The sequence below is a fragment of the Paracoccus sp. IB05 genome, from assembly GCF_016405985.1.
In the GTDB taxonomy this organism is placed as follows: Bacteria; Pseudomonadota; Alphaproteobacteria; order Rhodobacterales; family Rhodobacteraceae; genus Pseudogemmobacter.
In genome coordinates, this window is record NZ_JAEFCF010000048.1 from 1 (window position 1) to 18,357 (window position 18,357).

Here is an 18,357-nt window from a genome sequence, read left to right on the forward strand (position 1 = left end):
ACATGGCAGGCGAGGGCAAACGGGGCGAAAAGCTGATCATCGGGCAGCGTCTGAAAGTGCTGCGGCAATCGCTTGGGCTGACCCAGGCGCAGATGGCGACCGAGCTTAGCGTTTCGGCAAGCTACATCACCCTGATCGAGGCCGATCAGCGTCCGGCTTCGGCGCAGTTTCTGATGAAACTCGCGGCAATCTACGATCTGAATATCTCGGAACTCGCCCCGTCCAGTGACGCGCAGCTGGCCGCAGATTTCAATGCGGCGCTGAAAGATCCACTCCTTCAGGCCGGGCAGATCCCGAAGGTCGAGATCGAGGCGATCCTTCAGGCATCGCCCCGGCTGGCACGCGCATTCCTTCACCTGCATGACCGCTACCGCGAGACCGTTTTGCGCCCGATGGCGGATGACAACCCGCTGACCGACCGTGACAAGGTCGAGGCGCTTTCCGAAAGCTCGCGCCCGGTCGAGGCGGTCCGGGCCTGGTTCTATGCGCGCGGGAATCATGTCGATCCACTGGACCGCGCCGCCGAGGCGCTGGCGGCGGAGCTGCAGCTGCACCGCAGCGAGCCGCATGTCGCGCTTTCGGCAAGGCTTGCGGCACATCACATCCGCACCCGTATTCTGCCCGCCGATGTGATGGGAGGCCAGCTCAGGCGATTTGACCTGCATCGCAAGGAGCTGATGCTGTCCGAGCTTTTGCGTCAGTCAAGCCGGCGGTTTCAGATCGGAGTGCTTCTTGCGCGGCTGGAGCAGGAACCACTGATCGCGCGGCTCGTTGATGAGGCCGGGCTGACGGATCCGCCGGCTTTCACCCTGATGCGCGTCAGCCTTGCCAATTACTTCGCCGCAGCCCTGGTGATGCCCTATGCGCGTTTCCTCGGCGCCTGCGAAACAACGCGCTATGACGTCGAACTGTTGTCCCACCGCTTTGGCACCAGTTTCGAGCAGACGGCGCATCGCATGTCGACGCTGCAACGCGAGGGCGCGCGGGGTATCCCGTTCTTCTTCGTGCGGGTGGACCGCGCCGGGAATATCTCGAAACGCTTCTCGGCGGGGCGGTTCCCCTTCTCGCGCTTCGGCGGCACCTGCCCGCTCTGGAACATCCACGGCGCTTTCGAGACGCCCGATCAGGTACAGACGCAGCTGATCCGCATGCCCGAGGGCGCGAGTTATGTTTCGGTTGCGCGCACCGTGACCCGCGCGGGCGGCATGCAGGGGCAACCGGCGCAGCGGCTTGCGATCGGGCTTGGCTGCGACACCGCCTATGCGCCGCGCCTGATCTATGCGGATGGAATCGACCTTGTCAGATCGAAACCGGTTGAGATCGGGCTGAACTGCTATCTTTGCGAACGGCGCGACTGCGCCGCCCGTGCCCATGCACCGATAAACCGCAGGCTGGCGGTGAATGAGCGTGAACGCAGCCTCGCCATCTTTCGCTTCGGCGAGGAGTGACATGCCGCCGGTTCGTGCTGGCAATATGCCCAGACGCAAGAGACGGCGATGTTATTCTGCATGCCTCAATTGCTGATCCGGCAGCGGACACAGGCGATCGACGCCCTACGCGGACATCTGGCCTAATACGCTCCGGAAGCGGTGGAGTACCACAGGCGTAGCGCTATCCGTTTTAGCGCGACATTTATATGAGATGTGCTGCCCCGATTGCTGCACGAGACGGCCGTTCCGAAGACGGTGATCATCGAAGTGAGCACACGGTCGAATGAGCCTGGGTAAGTCCATCAACACCGGTCAGTCATCAGGAAGACAGGTTCATCGGGTGTCCGATCCCACGGATCAGACTGATCCTGCTGATGCTCATCTATGAAGCGCTGCTGCCAGCTTCCCCCGAAGCTAAGAGACATTGCCCGGTGGGCGCGGCCACAAGCGCCAAACGGAGGAAAGTGGCTAAAGCGTGTAAAACCAGTTTCAGCCGCATTCAGGCTCAGGCGCTGTCGCGCCGCCATCCTCGCTCGCTTTTGCCTGCGCTGCTGTTACAGCAACCGCCGCAATCACATCGTCGACCGAGCAGCCACGTGACAGATCATTTGCCGGCCTTGCCAGCCCCTGAAGTATGGGTCCGATGGCAGTAAGGCCCCCAAGACGCTGCGCAATCTTGTACCCGATGTTTCCTGATGAAAGGTCAGGGAAAACAAAGACATTCGGGCGACCGGACAGGCTGCTCAAAGGGGCTTTCTTCATCCGGATCGCCTCATCCAGGGCGGCATCAAACTGCAGTTCACCATCGACCTCCAGATCGGGTTCTGCGGCTTTGATGATCGCGCGGGCCTCGCGGACCTTGTCGATAATCGGGTGATCTGCCGACCCTGCCGTCGAAAACGAAAGCAAGGCGATGCGCGGCGGCTCTGCCAGTAACTGCTGGCAGGACTGTGCGGCCGACCGGGCAATGGACGCGAGCTTTCCGGCGTCGGGGTCAACAACAAGCCCGCAATCCGCAAAGATGACGCCGCCTTTCATCGGGGCGTCAGGCCCGCAGGACAGCATCAGGAAAAAGCTGCTGACGATGCCGGCGCCCGGTGCCATACCGATCACCTGAAGTGCGGTACGCACGGTATCGGCGGTGGTGGCTACAGCGCCTCCGACGGTGCCATCAGCCATGCCGAGCCGCACCCGCATCGCCGCCTGGCGCAGGGGGTCGCGCATTTCGACGACTGCCCGTTCGGCGGTCATGCCCTTTGACGCCCGCATCCTGTGCCAATGATCGGCCAGCAGGGGCAGGTCGGGGTCTTCGGCGGGGCAAAGCCCATGAACGCCGGCGATATCGGGGCCATTCATCAGGCTGATACGCGCCAGACCCTGATCGCTCAGGCGCCGGGCGGCCTCGGCGATACGGGGATCTTCTCCTTCCGGCAGGATGATGTGGCGCGGATTGGCGCGGGCGGCGGCCAGGATCCGATCTAACGGTTTCATTGCAGTCTCCTCAGGTCAGGAAATGGATGCCGGCGACGACGAAGACACCGAGGAAGAGGGTTTCGGCCACGATCAGGCCGATTGCGACGCCTCCGACGCTCATCATCCGCATGAGCGAGGTCTTGATGCCGACAGCGGCGATGGCAATCAAAAGCGCCCAACGACTGAGCGCGCCGGCCCAGTCGGCCAGCATGGCAGGCACAAGACCGAGGGAATTCAGCGTCGCGAGGATCAGAAAGCCAAGGACGAACCCGGGCAGCAGGGGCGGTCTTTTGCCGCCCTCGGTGCAGCCAAGGCCTTTGACCCGGATTGCCAGTGAAAAGCACAGCACCACCGGCGCAAGCATCGAAACGCGGATCAGCTTGACGAGGGTTGCCGTCTCTCCGGTTTCGGGTCCGATCGAGAATCCGGCGCCGACCACCTGGGCGACATCATGGATTGTGCCGCCCAGAAACACCCCGCTGTCGCGCACGGTAAAGCCGAAAAATTCGGACAGCATCGGGTAGAACACCATGGCGGCGGTCGACAGAACCGTCACCGACAGCACGGTGAAGGCAAGGTCGCGTTCGTTCGACTCACTCTTCGGCAGGACGGCCGAGATCGCCATTGCCGCCGAGGCACCACAGATGGCAACCGAACCGCCCGTCAAAAGCCCGAACCGCCAGTCACGACGCAAAAGGCGCGCGGCACCAAGCCCGAACAGAAGCGTCATGACCACGCCTGCGATCACGAGGCCGATGGCCTGGGCACCAAGGCCTGCGAGCATCTCAAAGCTGATCCGGGCCCCCAGAAGCGCCACCCCAAGCCGCAGCACGGTCCGGGCGGTCACCGCAATTCCGGGTTCCGTGCGGGTCCCCGGATCCGCGAGAAAGTTCAGCGAAAGGCCCAGCAAAAGCGCCATCAGCATCGCCGGGGCGCCGTAGTGATCCGACAGGAACTGCGCCGTCACCGCGACCAGAACCGAAACCGCAAATCCGGGGAAAAGCTCTGAAATCCTCCGGCGCACTATGCCAGGCGTTATCATGCGTATCGTCTTTCGATTGCGTGCAGAAAAGCTGCCGGCGCGTGGTGATCGCGCCGGTGGCCATGTCATCAAAAGGCCTGAGCCTGATATTCCGGGGTCAGACGGCGCCGCGTTGCGGGCGCATATCGGCGGGGTCGATCCCGGCCACTGCGACGGGTTTCTTCATCGCATCGCGGCGGAAGGGTTCGCCAAGCTCCTGGTTGAGCAGCACCTCGATGAAAGTGGTCATCCGGTGCTTCATCTGCCGCTCGACCGCGTCATGCAGGGCCGCCGTCAGCTCTGACTGGCTGCGGACCTGCACCCCTTCGGCACCACAGGCTCGGGCGATGGCGGCGTAGCTGGTGTCACGATCCAGCTCTGTCCCGACGAAGTTGTTGTCGTACCACAGCGTCGTGTTGCGCTTTTCCGCGCCCCACTGGTAGTTGCGGAAGATCACCATTGTGATCGCAGGCCAGTCCTCCCGACCGCAGGCCGTCATCTCGTTCATCGAGATGCCGAAGGCGCCGTCGCCCGCGAAACCGATCACCGGCGTGCCGGGATTGCCGACTTTGGCACCCAGGATCGCCGGGAAGCCATAGCCGCAGGGGCCAAACAATCCGGGTGCAAGGTATTTCCGACCTGCCTCGAAGGTGGGATAGGCGTTGCCGATGGCGCAGTTGTTCCCGATATCCGAGCTGATGATCGCATCCGCCGGTACAGCTTGCATGATCGCGCGCCAGGCCTGACGCGGGCTCATCAGATCCGCGTCACGCTGGCGGGCGCCTGCATTCCATTCGGTGCCGGGATCGTCGTCTTCGTGATCCAGGCTCGACAATTCCTGCGCCCAGCGTGACCGCGTATGTGCCACCAGCGCCCTGCGATCCGCGCGGCCTGCATCACCCGCCCCCTCGGCAAGCTGTGCGAGAATACTGCGCGCGACCAGGGTCGCGTCGCCCTGGATTCCGACCGTGACCTTTTTCGTCAGCCCGATGCGGTCGGCATTGATATCGACCTGAATGATCTTTGCATCTTTCGGCCAGTAATCGATGCCATAGCCCGGCAATGTCGAGAACGGGTTGAGCCTTGTGCCAAGCGCAAGCACGACATCAGCCTGGCGGATCAACTCCATCGCGGCCTTGGAGCCATTATAGCCCAGGGGGCCAAGCGCCAGCGGATGCGAGCCGGGAAAGCTGTCATTGTGCTGGTAATTCGACGAAACCGGCGCGTCCAGACGCTCTGCAAGCCGGATCAGATCCGGGATTGCCCCCGAGAGCACCACACCCGCCCCGGAAAGGATCACCGGAAAGCTGGCTGCCGAGAGCAGCCGGGCAGCCTCTTTCACCGCCGCTTCGCCGCCGGCGGGGCGTTCAAATGCCACCACCTGCGGCAGGTCGACATCAATCACCTGTGTCCACATATCGCGGGGGATGTTCACCTGGGCCGGTGCGCTGTTGCGCCAGGCCTGCATGATGACGCGGTTCAGGACCTCGGGGATGCGGCTCGGATCCCGGACTTCCTCCTGATAGCAGACGCAATCGGAAAAGAGGCGCATCTGCTCCATCTCCTGGAAGCCGCCCTGGCCGATCGTCTTGTTCGCCGCCTGCGGGGTGACCAGCAACAGCGGTGTGTGGTTCCAATAGGCCGTCTTGACCGGCGTCACAAAGCCGGTGACGCCCGGCCCGTTCTGCGCGATGGACATCGACATCTTGCCGGTCGAGCGCGTGAACCCGTCCGCCATCAGGCCTGCATTGGTTTCATGGGCGCAGTCCCAGAAGGTGATCCCGGCTTTGGGAAACAGGTCCGAGACCGGCATCATGGCCGAGCCGATAATACCGAATGCATGTTCGATCCCATGCATTTGCAGAACCTTTACAAAGGCTTCTTCCGTCGTCATCCGCATGACAATTCCTTTCTATTTCCGCTCGTCGCGATAGTGATAGAGATGATAAAGGCCGCGCTGACCGAGCCGCCTGAACGGCGTCTTCCAGCCCTCATGGCGCAATTCCGAATTGAAGATCGGCAGGTCGGGAACGGTCTGTCCGGCAACCAACTGCGCCAGTCTGCGCCCGGCCATGGCCGAATACATCACGCCATTGCCGCCATAGCCGAGCGCGTAGAACATGCCCGGCACATCCGGCACGCCAGTGATCCTTGGCATCATATCATGGCTGACATCCACCCAGCCCCACCAGCTGTAATCAAGGTCAATGCCGCGCAGGGCCGGGAACTTGCGCGCAAGGCTTTCGCGAAGCGCGCCCAGATGGGCCGGATTGGCGGCATCAGCCCCGGTGATCGCGGCACGTGATCCGATCTGCAGGCGGTTGTCGGGCAAGAGCCGGTAGTAATGGCGCAGCGTGCGGGTATCCGTCAGGGGCGACATCTTCCGGATGCCGACGGCCTCCAGCTCGGATCTGTCCAGAACCCGCGTCACGATACTGTTCGACATGACAGGCATCAGCCGGTCGCGCAGCCGCCCCTGCAGGTTTCGCGCAGCATAACCCGCTGTTGCGACCGCAACCCTGCGGGCGCGGACCACGCCGCCCGGCGTTTGCAGATGATGCACGCCGTCTTTGACGGACCATCCCTGAACCGGGCTGTCAGGATGCACGGTTGCGCCGAGTTCGCGTGCCACACGCAGATATTCAAAGGCCAGTTTCGCCGCATGTATCGCGATGCCGTCCGGCTCCCACATTGCGCCATGCGCTTCCTGGTCCCGGACCGCTGTGGCAAACAGCTCGTCGCGTGTCAGGATGCGGGCATCATAGCCGAAGGCATCGCGCAACAAGGCCGCCTCGCTGATCAGCGACGGCATGATGCGTTCTTTATGTGCGATAAAGTAATGGCCGCCGTCCTGCGGGTCACACTGGATGTTATGGTCTGCAAGCAGACTGCGGAACAGCGCGAAGGCCTCGACCATTTCGCCATGCATGCCACGCGCGACATCAAGGCCCCAGCGTTTCACCCACTGGCTGCGCTTCAGCCGGCCGGCGCTGATCTGCGCCTGGCCGCCGTTTCGGGTCGAGCACCCATAGGCCACGCCGTTCGCCTCAAGCACAGTGGCTTTGATGCCGTGCTCGCGGGCGAGGTGAATGGCGGTGGAAAGCCCGGTATAGCCCGAGCCGATAACCGCCACATCCACATCCATGGCGCGGGTGACAGGACCGTCCCCTTCGGGTGCGGTGCCGGCGGTGCCTATCCAATAGGTCGGCGCGTAATTGCTGCCCGGGCCAAGCCCGCGCGCGGTCATCGGATCGTAAAACGGGTCAAAGGGAACGGCGCGCCCCGAAATCTCGCGGACAGTCATTTCAGGCCTGACCCGCCGGAACGGCAGGGCGTTGCTTGCGGATCGCCTGCTTTTCGATGATCTGCCCGTCACGGATGCGAAAAATGTCGGCGCCCTGAACCGCGATCCCTGTTCCGTCGGGATTTGTCGCCCGGAAGGTCCACTGGCTGACGCCACGGGTGCCGTCTTCGGAAAGGAAGTGCGAATGGTCGGCCCATTGGGCGTCAGGCATCGCAGTCCAGACTGCCACGAATGCGGCCGCAATCGCTTCTTTACCGCTGATAAGGTTGCCATATTCGTTCTCGCCGGCAACCGTAAAGAATGCGCAGTCATCGGCGAAATGGGTCATTACGCCCCGGATATCGTGCCGGTTGAAAGCATCGAATGTCGCCTTGAGATCATCGGCGCTCAGCCTTTGGTTCAGTGTCATGGATCATTCCTTTCTGATCCGGAAGGCGGCCGCATCCGCCCGGCCCTCCGGCAGTCATTCACATTGTCTTAGGGTTTGTGTGCGCCGGACGGGGGTGCGCCCGGCGGACCGGCCAAGGCGTGGTTACGTCCGGACCGAAGTATCGCTTTCTTCGGGCTTCAGCAGGCTGACAATCACCAGGACGACGGCACTGGAAAGCATGCCATACATGATCGGCTCCATCGCAGAGGACCCGTAGATCATCAGGCCCGCAGTCACGACGATCCCGCTGATGACCATCGACGAAATCGCGCCCTGCCACGTGGCTTTCGGCCAGAAAAGCGCGGCCATGATCGGTGCGAAAAGGCAGCCGGAAAGATAGGCATAGGCGGTATCAAGCGCCACAAAGACATCACCGATGCAGATCGACAGCAAAATGACGATGCCCCCGGTCAGCGCCGTGATGATGCGGGACACACTGAGTTCTGTCTCGCTGCTGAAATTGAAGACCGGCTTCAGAATGTCATTGGTGACCAGCGTCGCCGAGGCAAGCACCGCCGCACTGACAGTAGACATCAGCGCCGACATCAGGGCCGCGAGAACGATACCGCTCAGCCCGACCGGCATGACCTCGACGACCAGCGCCGGAAGCGCGTCCTGAGGCGAGTCGAGATTGGGCAGCAAGATGAAGGCCAGCACCCCGCAGATGCCCATCGCGACGCCCCAGGCAATCGAATAGAGCCCGGCATAGACAGACCCGACCCGCGCGACCCGCTGATTTCTGGCGGTGAGAATGCGCTGCCAGATGTCCTGACCAATCATGATGCCAAGAAAGAACGACAGAAACAGGGTCAGAAGGCGTGTGCCGCTGATATTGGTCAGTGTCAGGAATTCGGGCGGCACGGCCATGGTGACAGCGTGAACGCCACCCGCAGCATTGACGCCAAATATCAGCAGAAGCGCTATACCGATTGTCATGAGTATGAACTGAATGAAATCGGTGATGGTAATCGCAACCATGCCGCCGATCATTGTATAAACGACCGTCACGATGCCACCGGCAAGGATTCCGTAACTCAGATCCCAGCCGATAAGAGATTTGATTATCGCACCCAGTGCGATAATCTGGACCACCGCAATCAGCACCGCATATACTGTCGATACAACCGCACTGATCCAGCCAGCGCCATGCTTGTAGCGACGTTGCAGCAATTCGCTGAGGGTGAAAATCTCAAGCTTAGAGATTTTTCCTGCAAACAGCACGCCGACTGTCACCACCCCAAGTCCGAACATGAAGGTGATCCATGCCCCGGAAATCCCGTGTTGATAGGCCTGGGACGCCGATCCGAATGTCGACCCCCCGCCGAGGATAACAGCGGCGAGGCAGGGGAAGAACACCCACATCGGAAGGTTTTTGTCCGCGATCAGATAGTCTTGCGTGCCTTTAAGGCGCTTCATGGCGATAACACCACAAAGAATCATCATGGCCAGATAGGCGATGACGATGATAACGTCTATAGTCATAGACTTCTCCTCTGTTGTGATTTCAGAGCCATAGGAATTGAAAGTCCCGAAGACTCTGTTTTTTATTTTTTATTTTATCCCGGCCTGCGAATGGACTGCGGCCGGGTTTTTTATGCAGAGATCAGGCCTTGCCTTTGGAACAGCGCTCTGCGAGAAGGCAGAGCAATTCAAAAAGCATCGTTGCCCCGGCCAGGGCGGTGGATCCGCCGGGATCAAAAGGAGGCGAGACTTCGACCACATCCGCCCCGATCAGGTTCAACCCTCTGAGGCTGCGCAACATTTTCTGAGCCTGATAGGTGGTGAAGCCACCAACTTCCGGCGTTCCGGTTCCAGGCGCGAAAGCCGGATCAAGACAGTCGATATCAAAGGTGACATAGGTCTTTCCGGCCCCGACGATCCTTCTGGCGTCCGCCATTACGGCTTCGATACCACACTCGAAAACCGTGTTGATGGGGAATTGATGAACGCCTTGTTCCACCCCCCAGGCATTGTCATCAGAGCTGTAGAGCCCGCCCCTGAGTCCAATCTGGACCAACCGGTGAGGATCAAGGATTCCTTCTTCAATCGCCCGACGGAACGGTGTTCCATGCGCATATTTGCTGCCATTGAAATACACGTCCCAAAGATCGGAATGTGCATCAAACTGGATCATCCCCAGGGGTCCATGACGCTCGGCCAGGGCCCTCAACACGGGCAATGTCACCAGGTGATCGCCGCCCACAGACAAGGGAGCAACTCCATGACGGGTTATCGTGCGATAATGATCCGTAAGGGCATCCAATGCCGGAACGATCTCAAGAGGATTAACAGGCGCGTCCCCCAGATCAGCACAATTGGCAATCTCATAGGGGCTGATATCAAGCTCCGGATGATATCGGCGCATGAGCGCTGATAAATCCCTGACCTGTCTTGGCCCGTGGCGTGCGCCGGGTCGATTTGTCGTTCCGCTGTCCCATGGAATTCCGACAATGCCGATATCAAGATCTTTGATAGCATCCAGCACAATCTGTGGAAGACGCATGAACGTCGCGATCCCGGCATATCTGGGCACAATATCGGATGAGAGAGGTTGATGATGTGATTTCTGATTTGGCATTTTTTCTCCGGCTCCCGGTTCGGAAACCTTGCCAAAGGAATGCGATCACTTTAATGCAAGGTTTACGTCACTCACTTGCGTTTTGGGTAAGCAATGTTCAGGCTGGCCTATAGCGACATCCGGTTGCTCAGGATCTTCCACCAGGTTGTCATCGGCCGCAGTTTCGCTGCGGCCTCGACCGCTCTTGGGGTCAGTGAAGCTGTCGTCAGCCGGGCAATGTCCGACCTGGAGGCAAGAACCGGTATGATGCTGTGCCAAAGGGGGCGCGGCGGCTTCGTGCTTGAGGCGGATGGTGAATTCGTGATGAAGGCGACGCAGCGACTGCTGAGCGAGATGGATCTGTTCTCGGAAAGCATCGGCACCTATCGCCAGGGCATGGCCGGAGAGTTGCGGCTTGCGATCACCGAAAGCACGCTCTCGGATCGCAACAACCGGATCTCAGAATACATTACGCGCTACAAGCTGCGGGCGCCCAATGTAAGGATCGAACTCAGCGTTCTGCCCCCGTCCGGTGTCCAGTCCCACGTCCTTAATGGACTGGCACATATAGGTTTCCTGCCCACACACCGACGCGTCGTCGACCTGACCTACCAGGAGTTGCATGAAGAGAAGATGTCCCTCTATTGCAGCCCGGGCCATCCTCTTTTTGAGACGGATTGCAGCCGGGAAGACATCTTTTCAGCAGAGGTTGCGGCCCCCGATTATCTGCTGAACGGCCAGCTTGGGCTTCATGCAGACACGCTCCGGATCGTGAACAGCACGAACTCGATCGAAGGCATCGCCATGCTCGTCATGACGGGCAGTTATCTGGGGTTTCTTCCGGATCATTTCGCGTCGAAGTGGCTCGAACAGGGCCAGCTGCGCGAGCTTCTGCCTGAAGTATTCAGCTATCACATCCGTTTTTGCGCGATTTCCCGTTCGGATCGTAAGGACAGTAAGCTCGTCCACTCGTTCCTCAGGGAACTGGGCTGAGCCACCGCGACCACTCGTGCCTTTACCAGGGCGCTGATTTAGTTGCGCCGCCATGCCACCTTTGGAACATGCTTAACCTGCATGTTGCCCCAGGTCCTTCCACTGATCAAGGATCGCTGCACCAGCAGCAGAGCGTGATCTGTTGTCAGCGCCGGGATCTTCGTGTGCACTAGGGCAGCAACGAACCCCGGCAGAAACAAATGCGGCCACACCTGCACAAATCTGATGCAGGGACCTCCCCTCTGCCGGTATGCAGGGCCTGCAACGCGGGAATGCTGCACTGCGGCTGGAAACTTCGCATGTGGCCTACTATTTGATCGTCAACCGAAGCGAATGCCGCTTCGATTTGCTTTCAGAAAAGAGAAATACGGCCATGACTGCCATCACCCTGACCCGCCCGACCGCTCATGCCGCTCCGCAGCATTCCTCGGTTCTTTCGCGGATGATCGCGGGGTTAAAAGCCTGGAATGAGCTGCGGGTGACCCGCAAAGCGCTGAGCGTACTGAGCGATCGGGAACTGGCGGATATCGGTCTGCACCGGGGCGAGATCGCGCTGATCGGCCGCTGACCCACTGCCCCGTTTGCCTATTGAGAAAGCCGTGAGTCTCGCCGCTCACGGCTTTTGTCTTTTCAGCTGTCACTGGGCCATCATACACAGCAATCGGCATTCCTCATCGCACAGCAAGCGGTCGCCTGGGCCCCAGGTGTTCAATACCGGCATCTGGAGGATCGGGTTTAGGATGGATCTTTCAGGCTCTGATGTCCAGACGTGCAGATGTATTTGCAGCGCGTGAGACCGCCGAGCGTCTTTAGCCTGCGCGAAGTTATTAGCCGCCATGAAGTCCGTCAGATGAGCTCGCAGCTGGCCGTATCTGTCGTAATGGAAGCGCTTGACTGTGACCTCCCTGATCGTGCGGTTCATCCTTTCGGCCTGGCCATTGGTCGAGGGGGGATTGGGTTTGGTCAGCCTGTGTTCGATCCCGCCTCGCCACGGTTTCTCGAACCGGTGGCGCAACCGTGTCTGGATCTCGCAGATCATGTCGAAGCGCATCGGACCGGAGCAGATAGTGTTCCGGTTCCATGGCTGCTCCGCGAGCTGGATTCCATTGTCGGCGAAAATAGTATGGACTTGACAGGGCACGGCTGCGAGCATGTGCGACCGGAATTCCCAGACTGTCTTGCTGTCGGCCTTGTCGATGGGCTGAGTCACGGCCAATTTGTTCCTGCGGTCGATGCCGACGAGCAAATATAGCCCCTCGTCTGGAAAGCGTATTCGCAGGGTATTCGATCCCCCGGATCGAATACTGATCCTGTTTATTACTGGAGCGTTTTCTGATCCTCCTCATACGTGAGCGGTCTTCACCCCGGCGATGGCGATGTGGAAGAACCCTCTGGGATAGCCTTTGAACTTCGACCACTTCGGCTTGTCGCCCTCCACATCAGGCAAACGCGAGATGCCATGACGCGTGCCAGGCATCGACGGTCTCATCGCGGTCTCGACAATGGCTTCTGCATCATTCGCGTCATCCTTCTGCCGCTTGACGAATGGCTTGACATAAATCGGTGGGATCCGGCGGACGTCATGACCGAGCGGCTGCAACTCCCGTGCCCAATGGTGCGATGTGGCGCAGGCCTCCATAGCCACAACGCACAGCGGAAGTGTGGACTTAAACGCCATGAAGCGCGTTCGCGGAGGGCGTTTTCCAACGATGGCTCGTCCCTCCGCATTCGCAGCGTGGATCTGGAAAACGTTCTTGGCCAAATCCACACCGACTACGTTAATCTCTTCCATGGACACCCCCTCCAATGTGGCGAGTCCAACATCCCCACCCCGGCACATTGCGATGCCGTCGGGCGGGGGTTCCCACCCCAACAGCACTCGATCACGGCATCACTGAACACTGGTGGCCGGCCATTTCGACCCGCCTTCGGCGCCAGCCACACCATGTCCCTGTCAAGCCAGACCAGCAGTGACTCGCGACGACTCAGAGCGTCATTTAAGGACTTCCACTTCGTCGTCAGTAGCGGCAAGGATCAGGACGGGTCATGACAAACCTCTAACCACATGGATTCGCTATGTGAGTCCTGCCCGACGAGGACTTCTGCAACAACGCCGATGCTCACCAGCCAGTGCCGCTCATTTCACCCAATGGGCGGCACTGCCACGGGCCGCAGATGGAGGGTGACTGCCGCGCCGCCGCCTTCACGGTTCGCGATATCCAGACGGCCACCATGTGCCGCCGCAATCGCTTGCACCACCGAAAGCCCGAGGCCCGTGCCGCCGGTCTCGCGCGATCTCGACGCATCGCCGCGCCAGAAAGGATTGACCGCCACCGCCTGCATATCCTCGGGGAAACCGGGGCCGCGATCCAGCACGCGGATCGTGACATGACCATCGGGTTGCGCTTCGGTCTCGCAGCGCAGCACGCCGCCCGTGGAGGCGTAGCGGGCAGCGTTTTGCAAGAGCGCCAGTACAGCCTGGCGGATGCGGGCCGGATCGGCGGCAATCAGGGCCGGGCGCAGATCGGTCTCCGGCACCAGCCCGCCTGCCTCCAGCATCGGTTTCGCCGCAGAAAGCACTGCCGCCACCTCGACCGCGACATCAAGCTCCTCGCGCTGCATCACCAGTTTCTGCCCGATCGCAAGCGAGAGCGTCCGCAGGTCTTCGACGATCCGCCCAAGTCCTTCGACCTGCAGCAGAAGATCGGCGATGATCCTGCGGTCCATCGGGAAGACGCCGTCGATCATCCCCTGCAGCGCGCCCTGCAAAACGGTCAGCGGCGTGCGCAGCTCATGCGCTACGGACATATTGTTGAACCGCAGGCGGTTTTCCATGTTCTCAAGGCTGGTCGCCAGCGCATTGAAGGTCTGGACAAGGCTCGTCACCTCTCGCGTGGTGCCGGGCGGTGCCGCCACGCGGGCCGAGAAATCTCCGGATTTCAGGACCTCAGCCGCCATCGTCAGCTCTTCGAGGGGTCGGGCGATCCGCCGCGCCAGCCAGACGCCGATCAGGGCGGAGAGGAGCGCCGAGACGATGCCTATGACCAGGGTGGCAATCTGAACCTTGAAATCGGTCGGGGCCGAGAGCGCATTCAGGTGCTCCACCACGATCCTGAGGCCTTCGGCGTCGGGAACAAGCCCTTCATTCACCAGCCGGTAGGCCTCTGCCGCCTCGGGGGGCAGGCTGTTATTGTTGTTTTCTTCGAGATAGGCCGAATACCAGGTCACCCCGATATAGGCCATGCCGACACTCAGCAGCAGCATGGTCACAATCGCCGCCGCCGTCAGCGTGGCAAGCGGCAGCGCACGGATCCGGCGCAGCGTCATTGCGGGTCTGCCAGGCGATAGCCGATGCCACGCACCGCCGGCAGAAAGCCGGTCTCGCCCATCTCTTCAAGCTTGCGCCTCAGGTTCGAGACATGGGTGTCCACCGTCCGCGCCAGCGCATCGCTTTCGGGCATGCAGGCGTCAAGGATATCGGCGCGGGCAAAGACCTGGGTCGGGTGGCGGATCATATGGGCGAGGATGCGGAACTCGCTCAGGGTCAGGGTCAGCGGCTGGCGCTGGCCGTCCTTGAGGACAAAGGCTGCGTAGCTGTCAAAATCAACCTCAAGGCCGCGAAAGCGCCGCGCCGCGCCTTTCTGCTCGCCAAGGCTGCGGCGCAGCACCGCTTTGACCCGGGCGACAACTTCCTGGGGGTTGAAGGGTTTTACGATGTAGTCATCGGCGCCAAGATGCAGCCCGCTCAGCCGGTCGATATCATCGGCAAGTGCCGTCACCATGATCACCGGGGTCGAGCCGGACTGGCGCAGCCGCGCGAGCACCGCGAAACCGTCGAGCCTGGGGATACCGGCATCCAGCAGCACCAGATCGGGTTTCAGCACCGCATGATGCTGCAAAGCCGTCTCGCCATCCGAGGCCTGGACGGTGCGAAACCCCTCGCGCAAAAGATAGGCGTCAAGGATGCGCGCGATGGCGGGCTCGTCTTCGACGATGAGGACAAGACTGTTCTCCATCCCTCTCCTGCCCCTCCTGCGCCTGTTTGCCGGGGCATCGTAAGGCCTTGCTACCGCCCGGACAATGGGCCGGACAGCAGCGTGACAGTCCGTTTACCTGACCCGGATAAGTCCTTGATCGCTTCTTCGCCATTTCTTGACAATCGGGTCGGAACTGACGGGGGAACGACAAAGACAAGAGACCTCTATGCCACGCCCCCCTGCCAGCACGCTGCCTGCCACCGCCCGTTTCGCGCCCGCATCGCAAAGCCGGAAAACCACAGGGCTGACAATCCTGGCGCGGCTGACCATCGCGATCAGCTTCTTCTTCATGATCTTTCCGGCGGCGGATCTGGCGGTCACACGCTGGTTCGCGGATGGGCAGGATTTTGTCCTCGCCGGTCACCCCTTCCTGGCGGGGTTGCGCCAGGTTGGGCTGAAAGGCCCCTATATCGCGATGTGCATCATGGTGCTGATCCTGACGTTTCAAGCGATTTCTGCCGGGCGGCTGCGGGTCGGCGCGCCGCATAAGGCGCTTTTCGTGATCCTCAGCTTCGTCTCGGGCCAGATGATTGTCGAGGCGCTGAAACCGCTGATCGGCCGTGCCCGCCCGCGCGATCTGCTGGAATTCGGCGGCTCGGCCGAATTCACGCCGGTCTGGCAATTTGCCGGCGAATGCAGCCGCAACTGCTCTTTCGCATCCGGAGAAGCAGCGGCAGCGGCAGCCGCGCTTTCCCTGCTGGTCTTCGTGCCGGTCACCTGGCAGAGGCTGGCGGCGATGATCGTGACCCCGGCGCTGATTGCAATTGCCTTCAACCGGGTGATGTTCGGGGCGCATTTCCTCTCGGACGTCACGCTGGGCTGGTTGCTGACCCTGCTGGCAACGGTCTGGATCTGGCAATGGACAGCGGCCCGGGCGCAGCATATCGACGGGTTCATCACAAGAACGCCGGTCCGCGCGATGCAGCGCAGATAAGGCCGCGCGCAATGGGGGCATCATGCACCGGATCGGCCAGTATCTCGACGACCTGCGGCTGAGCCATGGCGCGCTGTTCCCCATCGTCCGGCGCGTGAGGGATATCGCGCTGGCATCCGGCCCCTCGGTGAGCGAGAGTTTCAGATATGGCGGCATCCTCTTTGCCAGCCGCGCGAATTTCTGCGGCGTTTTCGCCTTTCAGGCCCATGTCACCGTTGAATTCAGCGAAGGCGCGAGGCTCGCCGATCCTGAGAACCAGCTCCTCGGCAAAGGCAGGCTGCGCCGCCATATCCGGCTTGAGACCGGGGCCGATATCGACGCGAAACACCTGGAACGCTGGATCAACGCGGCCCGCCTTGCCGCAGATGCGGGCGCGCAGCCCGAAGACTGATCGGCCCGCCGCCGAATGTGATTTGCCGCACCGGGCCCAGACGCTGTAATCTGGTTTCAGTATCAGGAGGTTACATGTTCCGCTTCATTATCCCCACCCTCGCCCTGACCCTCTCCGCCGCGTCGGCACAGGCCGAGGTCTCGCTCTCGATCCCGCTGGAAACCGGCGCGACCAGCACGATCGCCACCGCCAGCTACAGCTGCGCCGGGGGGCGCCTTTCACCGCGCAATATGTCAATGCCGGTGCCAATACGCTGGCGATCCTGCCCATTGATGGTGAGACCCGCAGCTTCGCCAATGTGGTTTCCGGCTCGGGCGCGCGCTATGCCTCGGGCCAGTATATCTGGTTGTCAAAGGGCGCAAACGCGACGCTGGAAAACGAGCTTGAGGAAGGCAGCCTGAAAGACTGCGTCTCGAAGGATTTCCTCGCGGCCGAATGACCGCGAAAGGGCGGTGCCGACCCGCCGCACTTCAAGCCTGCCGCCCCTTAAGACAACACCCAGAGCCCGATCCCCAGCGTGACCAGCGTCAGCGGCGCACCAATGCGAAAATAGGCGCCAAAGCCGATGCGGATACTATCGCGCGCCGCATGTTCCGCGACGATCAGATTGGCCACCGATCCCAGCAGCGTGAAATTCCCCGCAAGGGTCGAAGCCATGGCAACCACGATCCAGGCCGATTGCGGGTCGTGAAGCTGTTCAACAAAGGGTTTGAGCACCAGAACTGCCGGGACATTGCTGACAAGGTTTGACAGCACCGCAGTCAGCCCGGTCAGCGTGGGGGTATTGCTCAGATCGAAACGCCCTGCCGCGGCGAGCAGATCGCCGGTCAGCACGGCATGTTCCAGCCCCCGCACCACGATGAACAGCCCCGCAAACATCAACAAAAGCTTGCCGTCGATCTCGGCATAGATCTTGCGCGGCTCGACCCGGCGGGTCAGCATCAAAAGCGCCGCCGCACAGATCGCGACTTTCGCAACCGGCTGGCCGCTGAAGAAAAGCGCAATCATCCCAAGGCAGACAAGCCCCGATTTCACCACCATCCAGCGGTGAAACCTGACCGGCAGGGTGACAGTCGCCAGCCGCGCCCGCGTCAGATATTCGCCAGGGTTGAGGACGGTGATCAGCAGGATCGCCGCCAGCAGCCCAAGCGCGGCCACTGGCGCCAGCGTCGTGGCAAAGCCGGTATAGCTCAGCCCCGAAAGGTTGCCGATAATCATATTCTGCGGGTTACCGGTGATGGTGGCAACCGATCCGACATTCGACGAGACCGCCACCGCGATCAGATAGGGCACAGGGTTGCGCCCAAGCGTCCGCGTCACCGCGATCACCACAGGCGTCATGATCAGGCAGATCGCATCATTGACCAGAAAGGCCGAGAGCACACCCGTTGTCACCACCACCGCCGCCAGCAGCAGGACCGGATGATGCATCCGCCCGACCGCCCACCCCGTCACCAGGCTGAAAAACCCCGAGATCCGCAGGTTGGCGACGACGATCATCATCCCCAGCAACAGCGTGATCGTGTCGAGATCAACCGCCTGATAAGCTTCTTCCGGTGTCAGCACCCCGCAGCCGATCATAAAGGCCGCCCCGATCAGCGCCGCCCCTGTCCTGTCCACCCTGAGGAAGGGCATCCGCCCAATGGCGATCACCGCATAGGTGAGGGTGAAAATCACAATCGCAATAATCTGCGTGGGATTGAGAGCAAATCCGTCCATAGCCTGATCCGACTGCACAGCGCGATGATCTGCATCGCAGTGCTCCATAGGCTATCACAGGCGCCGCC

At 61.1% G+C, this 18,357-nt stretch carries 17 protein-coding genes and 2 pseudogenes; 6 read left to right on the plus strand and 13 right to left on the minus strand.

Annotation, left to right across the window (positions count from 1 at the left end):
* Positions 1-2: 2 nt before the first annotated feature.
* Positions 3-1,448 carry a short-chain fatty acyl-CoA regulator family protein gene (locus JC607_RS22110; RefSeq protein WP_198838910.1) on the plus strand — a complete coding sequence of 482 codons (1,446 nt, stop codon included), beginning with the start codon at positions 3-5 and terminating at the stop codon, positions 1,446-1,448.
* A gap of 471 nt (positions 1,449-1,919) precedes the next feature.
* Here the strand turns inward: JC607_RS22110 and JC607_RS22115 are convergent, their stop codons facing one another.
* The 7 genes from JC607_RS22115 to speB form a co-directional block, all read right to left on the minus strand.
* Positions 1,920-2,921, minus strand: coding sequence for a phosphate acetyltransferase (locus JC607_RS22115; protein ID WP_198838911.1), 1,002 nt, complete (start codon positions 2,919-2,921; stop codon positions 1,920-1,922).
* A 10-nt stretch (positions 2,922-2,931) separates the two neighbouring features.
* A complete protein-coding gene (locus JC607_RS22120; protein ID WP_198838912.1) occupies positions 2,932-3,945 on the minus strand; it encodes a YeiH family protein in 1,014 nt (337 codons plus the stop codon).
* Positions 3,946-4,042: 97 nt separating this feature from the next.
* Positions 4,043-5,824 carry a sulfoacetaldehyde acetyltransferase gene (gene xsc / locus JC607_RS22125; RefSeq protein WP_198838913.1) on the minus strand — a complete coding sequence of 594 codons (1,782 nt, stop codon included), beginning with the start codon at positions 5,822-5,824 and terminating at the stop codon, positions 4,043-4,045.
* 12 nt (positions 5,825-5,836) lie between these two features.
* Positions 5,837-7,228: an FAD-binding oxidoreductase gene (locus tag JC607_RS22130; protein WP_198838914.1), complete on the minus strand. Its 1,392-nt coding sequence runs from the start codon at positions 7,226-7,228 to the stop codon at positions 5,837-5,839.
* A gap of 1 nt (position 7,229) precedes the next feature.
* On the minus strand, positions 7,230-7,637 hold the full coding sequence (locus JC607_RS22135) for a nuclear transport factor 2 family protein (RefSeq protein ID WP_370584919.1): 408 nt from the start codon (positions 7,635-7,637) through the stop codon (positions 7,230-7,232).
* Between the two features lie 123 nt (positions 7,638-7,760).
* Positions 7,761-9,140, minus strand: coding sequence for a hypothetical protein (locus JC607_RS22140; protein WP_198838915.1), 1,380 nt, complete (start codon positions 9,138-9,140; stop codon positions 7,761-7,763).
* A 121-nt stretch (positions 9,141-9,261) separates the two neighbouring features.
* Positions 9,262-10,236, minus strand: coding sequence for an agmatinase (speB, locus tag JC607_RS22145; protein WP_198838916.1), 975 nt, complete (start codon positions 10,234-10,236; stop codon positions 9,262-9,264).
* 93 nt (positions 10,237-10,329) lie between these two features.
* Between speB and JC607_RS22150 the strand changes: the two genes are divergently transcribed.
* Both JC607_RS22150 and JC607_RS22155 read left to right on the plus strand, forming a co-directional pair.
* A complete protein-coding gene (locus tag JC607_RS22150; RefSeq protein WP_198838917.1) occupies positions 10,330-11,208 on the plus strand; it encodes a LysR family transcriptional regulator in 879 nt (292 codons plus the stop codon).
* A 373-nt stretch (positions 11,209-11,581) separates the two neighbouring features.
* On the plus strand, positions 11,582-11,776 hold the full coding sequence (locus JC607_RS22155; RefSeq protein WP_198838939.1) for a DUF1127 domain-containing protein: 195 nt from the start codon (positions 11,582-11,584) through the stop codon (positions 11,774-11,776).
* A gap of 69 nt (positions 11,777-11,845) precedes the next feature.
* Here JC607_RS22155 and JC607_RS22160 read toward each other — a convergent pair whose 3' ends face one another.
* From JC607_RS22160 to JC607_RS22175, 5 genes and pseudogenes are all read right to left on the minus strand, one after another.
* Positions 11,846-12,454: a hypothetical protein gene (locus tag JC607_RS22160; RefSeq protein ID WP_233093083.1), complete on the minus strand. Its 609-nt coding sequence runs from the start codon at positions 12,452-12,454 to the stop codon at positions 11,846-11,848.
* A gap of 228 nt (positions 12,455-12,682) precedes the next feature.
* Positions 12,683-13,000, minus strand: a pseudogene (locus JC607_RS25590) (IS110 family transposase); the annotation flags it as partial.
* Positions 13,001-13,080: 80 nt separating this feature from the next.
* Positions 13,081-13,256: pseudogene (locus JC607_RS22165) on the minus strand (transposase); the annotation flags it as partial.
* 94 nt (positions 13,257-13,350) lie between these two features.
* Positions 13,351-14,535, minus strand: a complete 1,185-nt coding sequence (locus JC607_RS22170) for an ATP-binding protein (protein WP_198838918.1) — start codon at positions 14,533-14,535, stop codon at positions 13,351-13,353.
* Positions 14,532-15,224, minus strand: coding sequence for a response regulator transcription factor (locus tag JC607_RS22175; protein ID WP_198838919.1), 693 nt, complete (start codon positions 15,222-15,224; stop codon positions 14,532-14,534). The genes JC607_RS22170 and JC607_RS22175 overlap by 4 nt, the downstream gene beginning before the upstream one ends.
* 187 nt (positions 15,225-15,411) lie before the next feature.
* Between JC607_RS22175 and JC607_RS22180 the strand changes: the two genes are divergently transcribed.
* The 3 genes from JC607_RS22180 to JC607_RS25595 all read left to right on the plus strand — a co-directional run bounded on the left by JC607_RS22180 (position 15,412) and on the right by JC607_RS25595 (position 17,009).
* Positions 15,412-16,179 (plus strand): phosphatase PAP2 family protein, encoded by a 768-nt coding sequence (locus JC607_RS22180; RefSeq protein WP_198838920.1) that lies wholly within the window; start codon positions 15,412-15,414, stop codon positions 16,177-16,179.
* A 22-nt stretch (positions 16,180-16,201) separates the two neighbouring features.
* The gene (locus JC607_RS22185; protein WP_198838921.1) at positions 16,202-16,570 is read left to right on the plus strand and encodes a DUF1801 domain-containing protein; all 369 of its coding nucleotides are present in this window, start codon (positions 16,202-16,204) and stop codon (positions 16,568-16,570) included.
* A gap of 199 nt (positions 16,571-16,769) precedes the next feature.
* Entirely contained in the window at positions 16,770-17,009 is a 240-nt protein-coding gene (locus JC607_RS25595; RefSeq protein WP_255532641.1) for an MliC family protein, read from the plus strand.
* A gap of 47 nt (positions 17,010-17,056) precedes the next feature.
* On the opposite strand, the gene JC607_RS22195 is transcribed toward JC607_RS25595, so the two are convergent.
* A complete protein-coding gene (locus JC607_RS22195; RefSeq protein WP_198838922.1) occupies positions 17,057-18,289 on the minus strand; it encodes an anion transporter in 1,233 nt (410 codons plus the stop codon).
* Between the last annotated feature and the right edge of the window lie 68 nt (positions 18,290-18,357).

Coding starts and splice junctions, on each gene's coding strand:
- JC607_RS22175 (WP_198838919.1), bottom strand. CDS start 15,224: ATGGAGAACAGTCTTGTCCTCATCGTCGAAGACGAGCCCGCCATCGCG.
- JC607_RS22180 (WP_198838920.1), top strand. CDS start 15,412: ATGCCACGCCCCCCTGCCAGCACGCTGCCTGCCACCGCCCGTTTCGCG.
- JC607_RS22155 (WP_198838939.1), top strand. CDS start 11,582: ATGACTGCCATCACCCTGACCCGCCCGACCGCTCATGCCGCTCCGCAG.
- speB (WP_198838916.1), bottom strand. CDS start 10,236: ATGCCAAATCAGAAATCACATCATCAACCTCTCTCATCCGATATTGTG.
- JC607_RS22135 (WP_370584919.1), bottom strand. CDS start 7,637: ATGACACTGAACCAAAGGCTGAGCGCCGATGATCTCAAGGCGACATTC.
- JC607_RS22110 (WP_198838910.1), top strand. CDS start 3: ATGGCAGGCGAGGGCAAACGGGGCGAAAAGCTGATCATCGGGCAGCGT.
- JC607_RS22140 (WP_198838915.1), bottom strand. CDS start 9,140: ATGACTATAGACGTTATCATCGTCATCGCCTATCTGGCCATGATGATT.
- JC607_RS22115 (WP_198838911.1), bottom strand. CDS start 2,921: ATGAAACCGTTAGATCGGATCCTGGCCGCCGCCCGCGCCAATCCGCGC.
- JC607_RS22130 (WP_198838914.1), bottom strand. CDS start 7,228: ATGACTGTCCGCGAGATTTCGGGGCGCGCCGTTCCCTTTGACCCGTTT.
- JC607_RS22120 (WP_198838912.1), bottom strand. CDS start 3,945: ATGATAACGCCTGGCATAGTGCGCCGGAGGATTTCAGAGCTTTTCCCC.
- JC607_RS22195 (WP_198838922.1), bottom strand. CDS start 18,289: ATGGACGGATTTGCTCTCAATCCCACGCAGATTATTGCGATTGTGATT.
- JC607_RS22185 (WP_198838921.1), top strand. CDS start 16,202: ATGCACCGGATCGGCCAGTATCTCGACGACCTGCGGCTGAGCCATGGC.
- xsc (WP_198838913.1), bottom strand. CDS start 5,824: ATGCGGATGACGACGGAAGAAGCCTTTGTAAAGGTTCTGCAAATGCAT.
- JC607_RS22170 (WP_198838918.1), bottom strand. CDS start 14,535: ATGACGCTGCGCCGGATCCGTGCGCTGCCGCTTGCCACGCTGACGGCG.
- JC607_RS22150 (WP_198838917.1), top strand. CDS start 10,330: ATGTTCAGGCTGGCCTATAGCGACATCCGGTTGCTCAGGATCTTCCAC.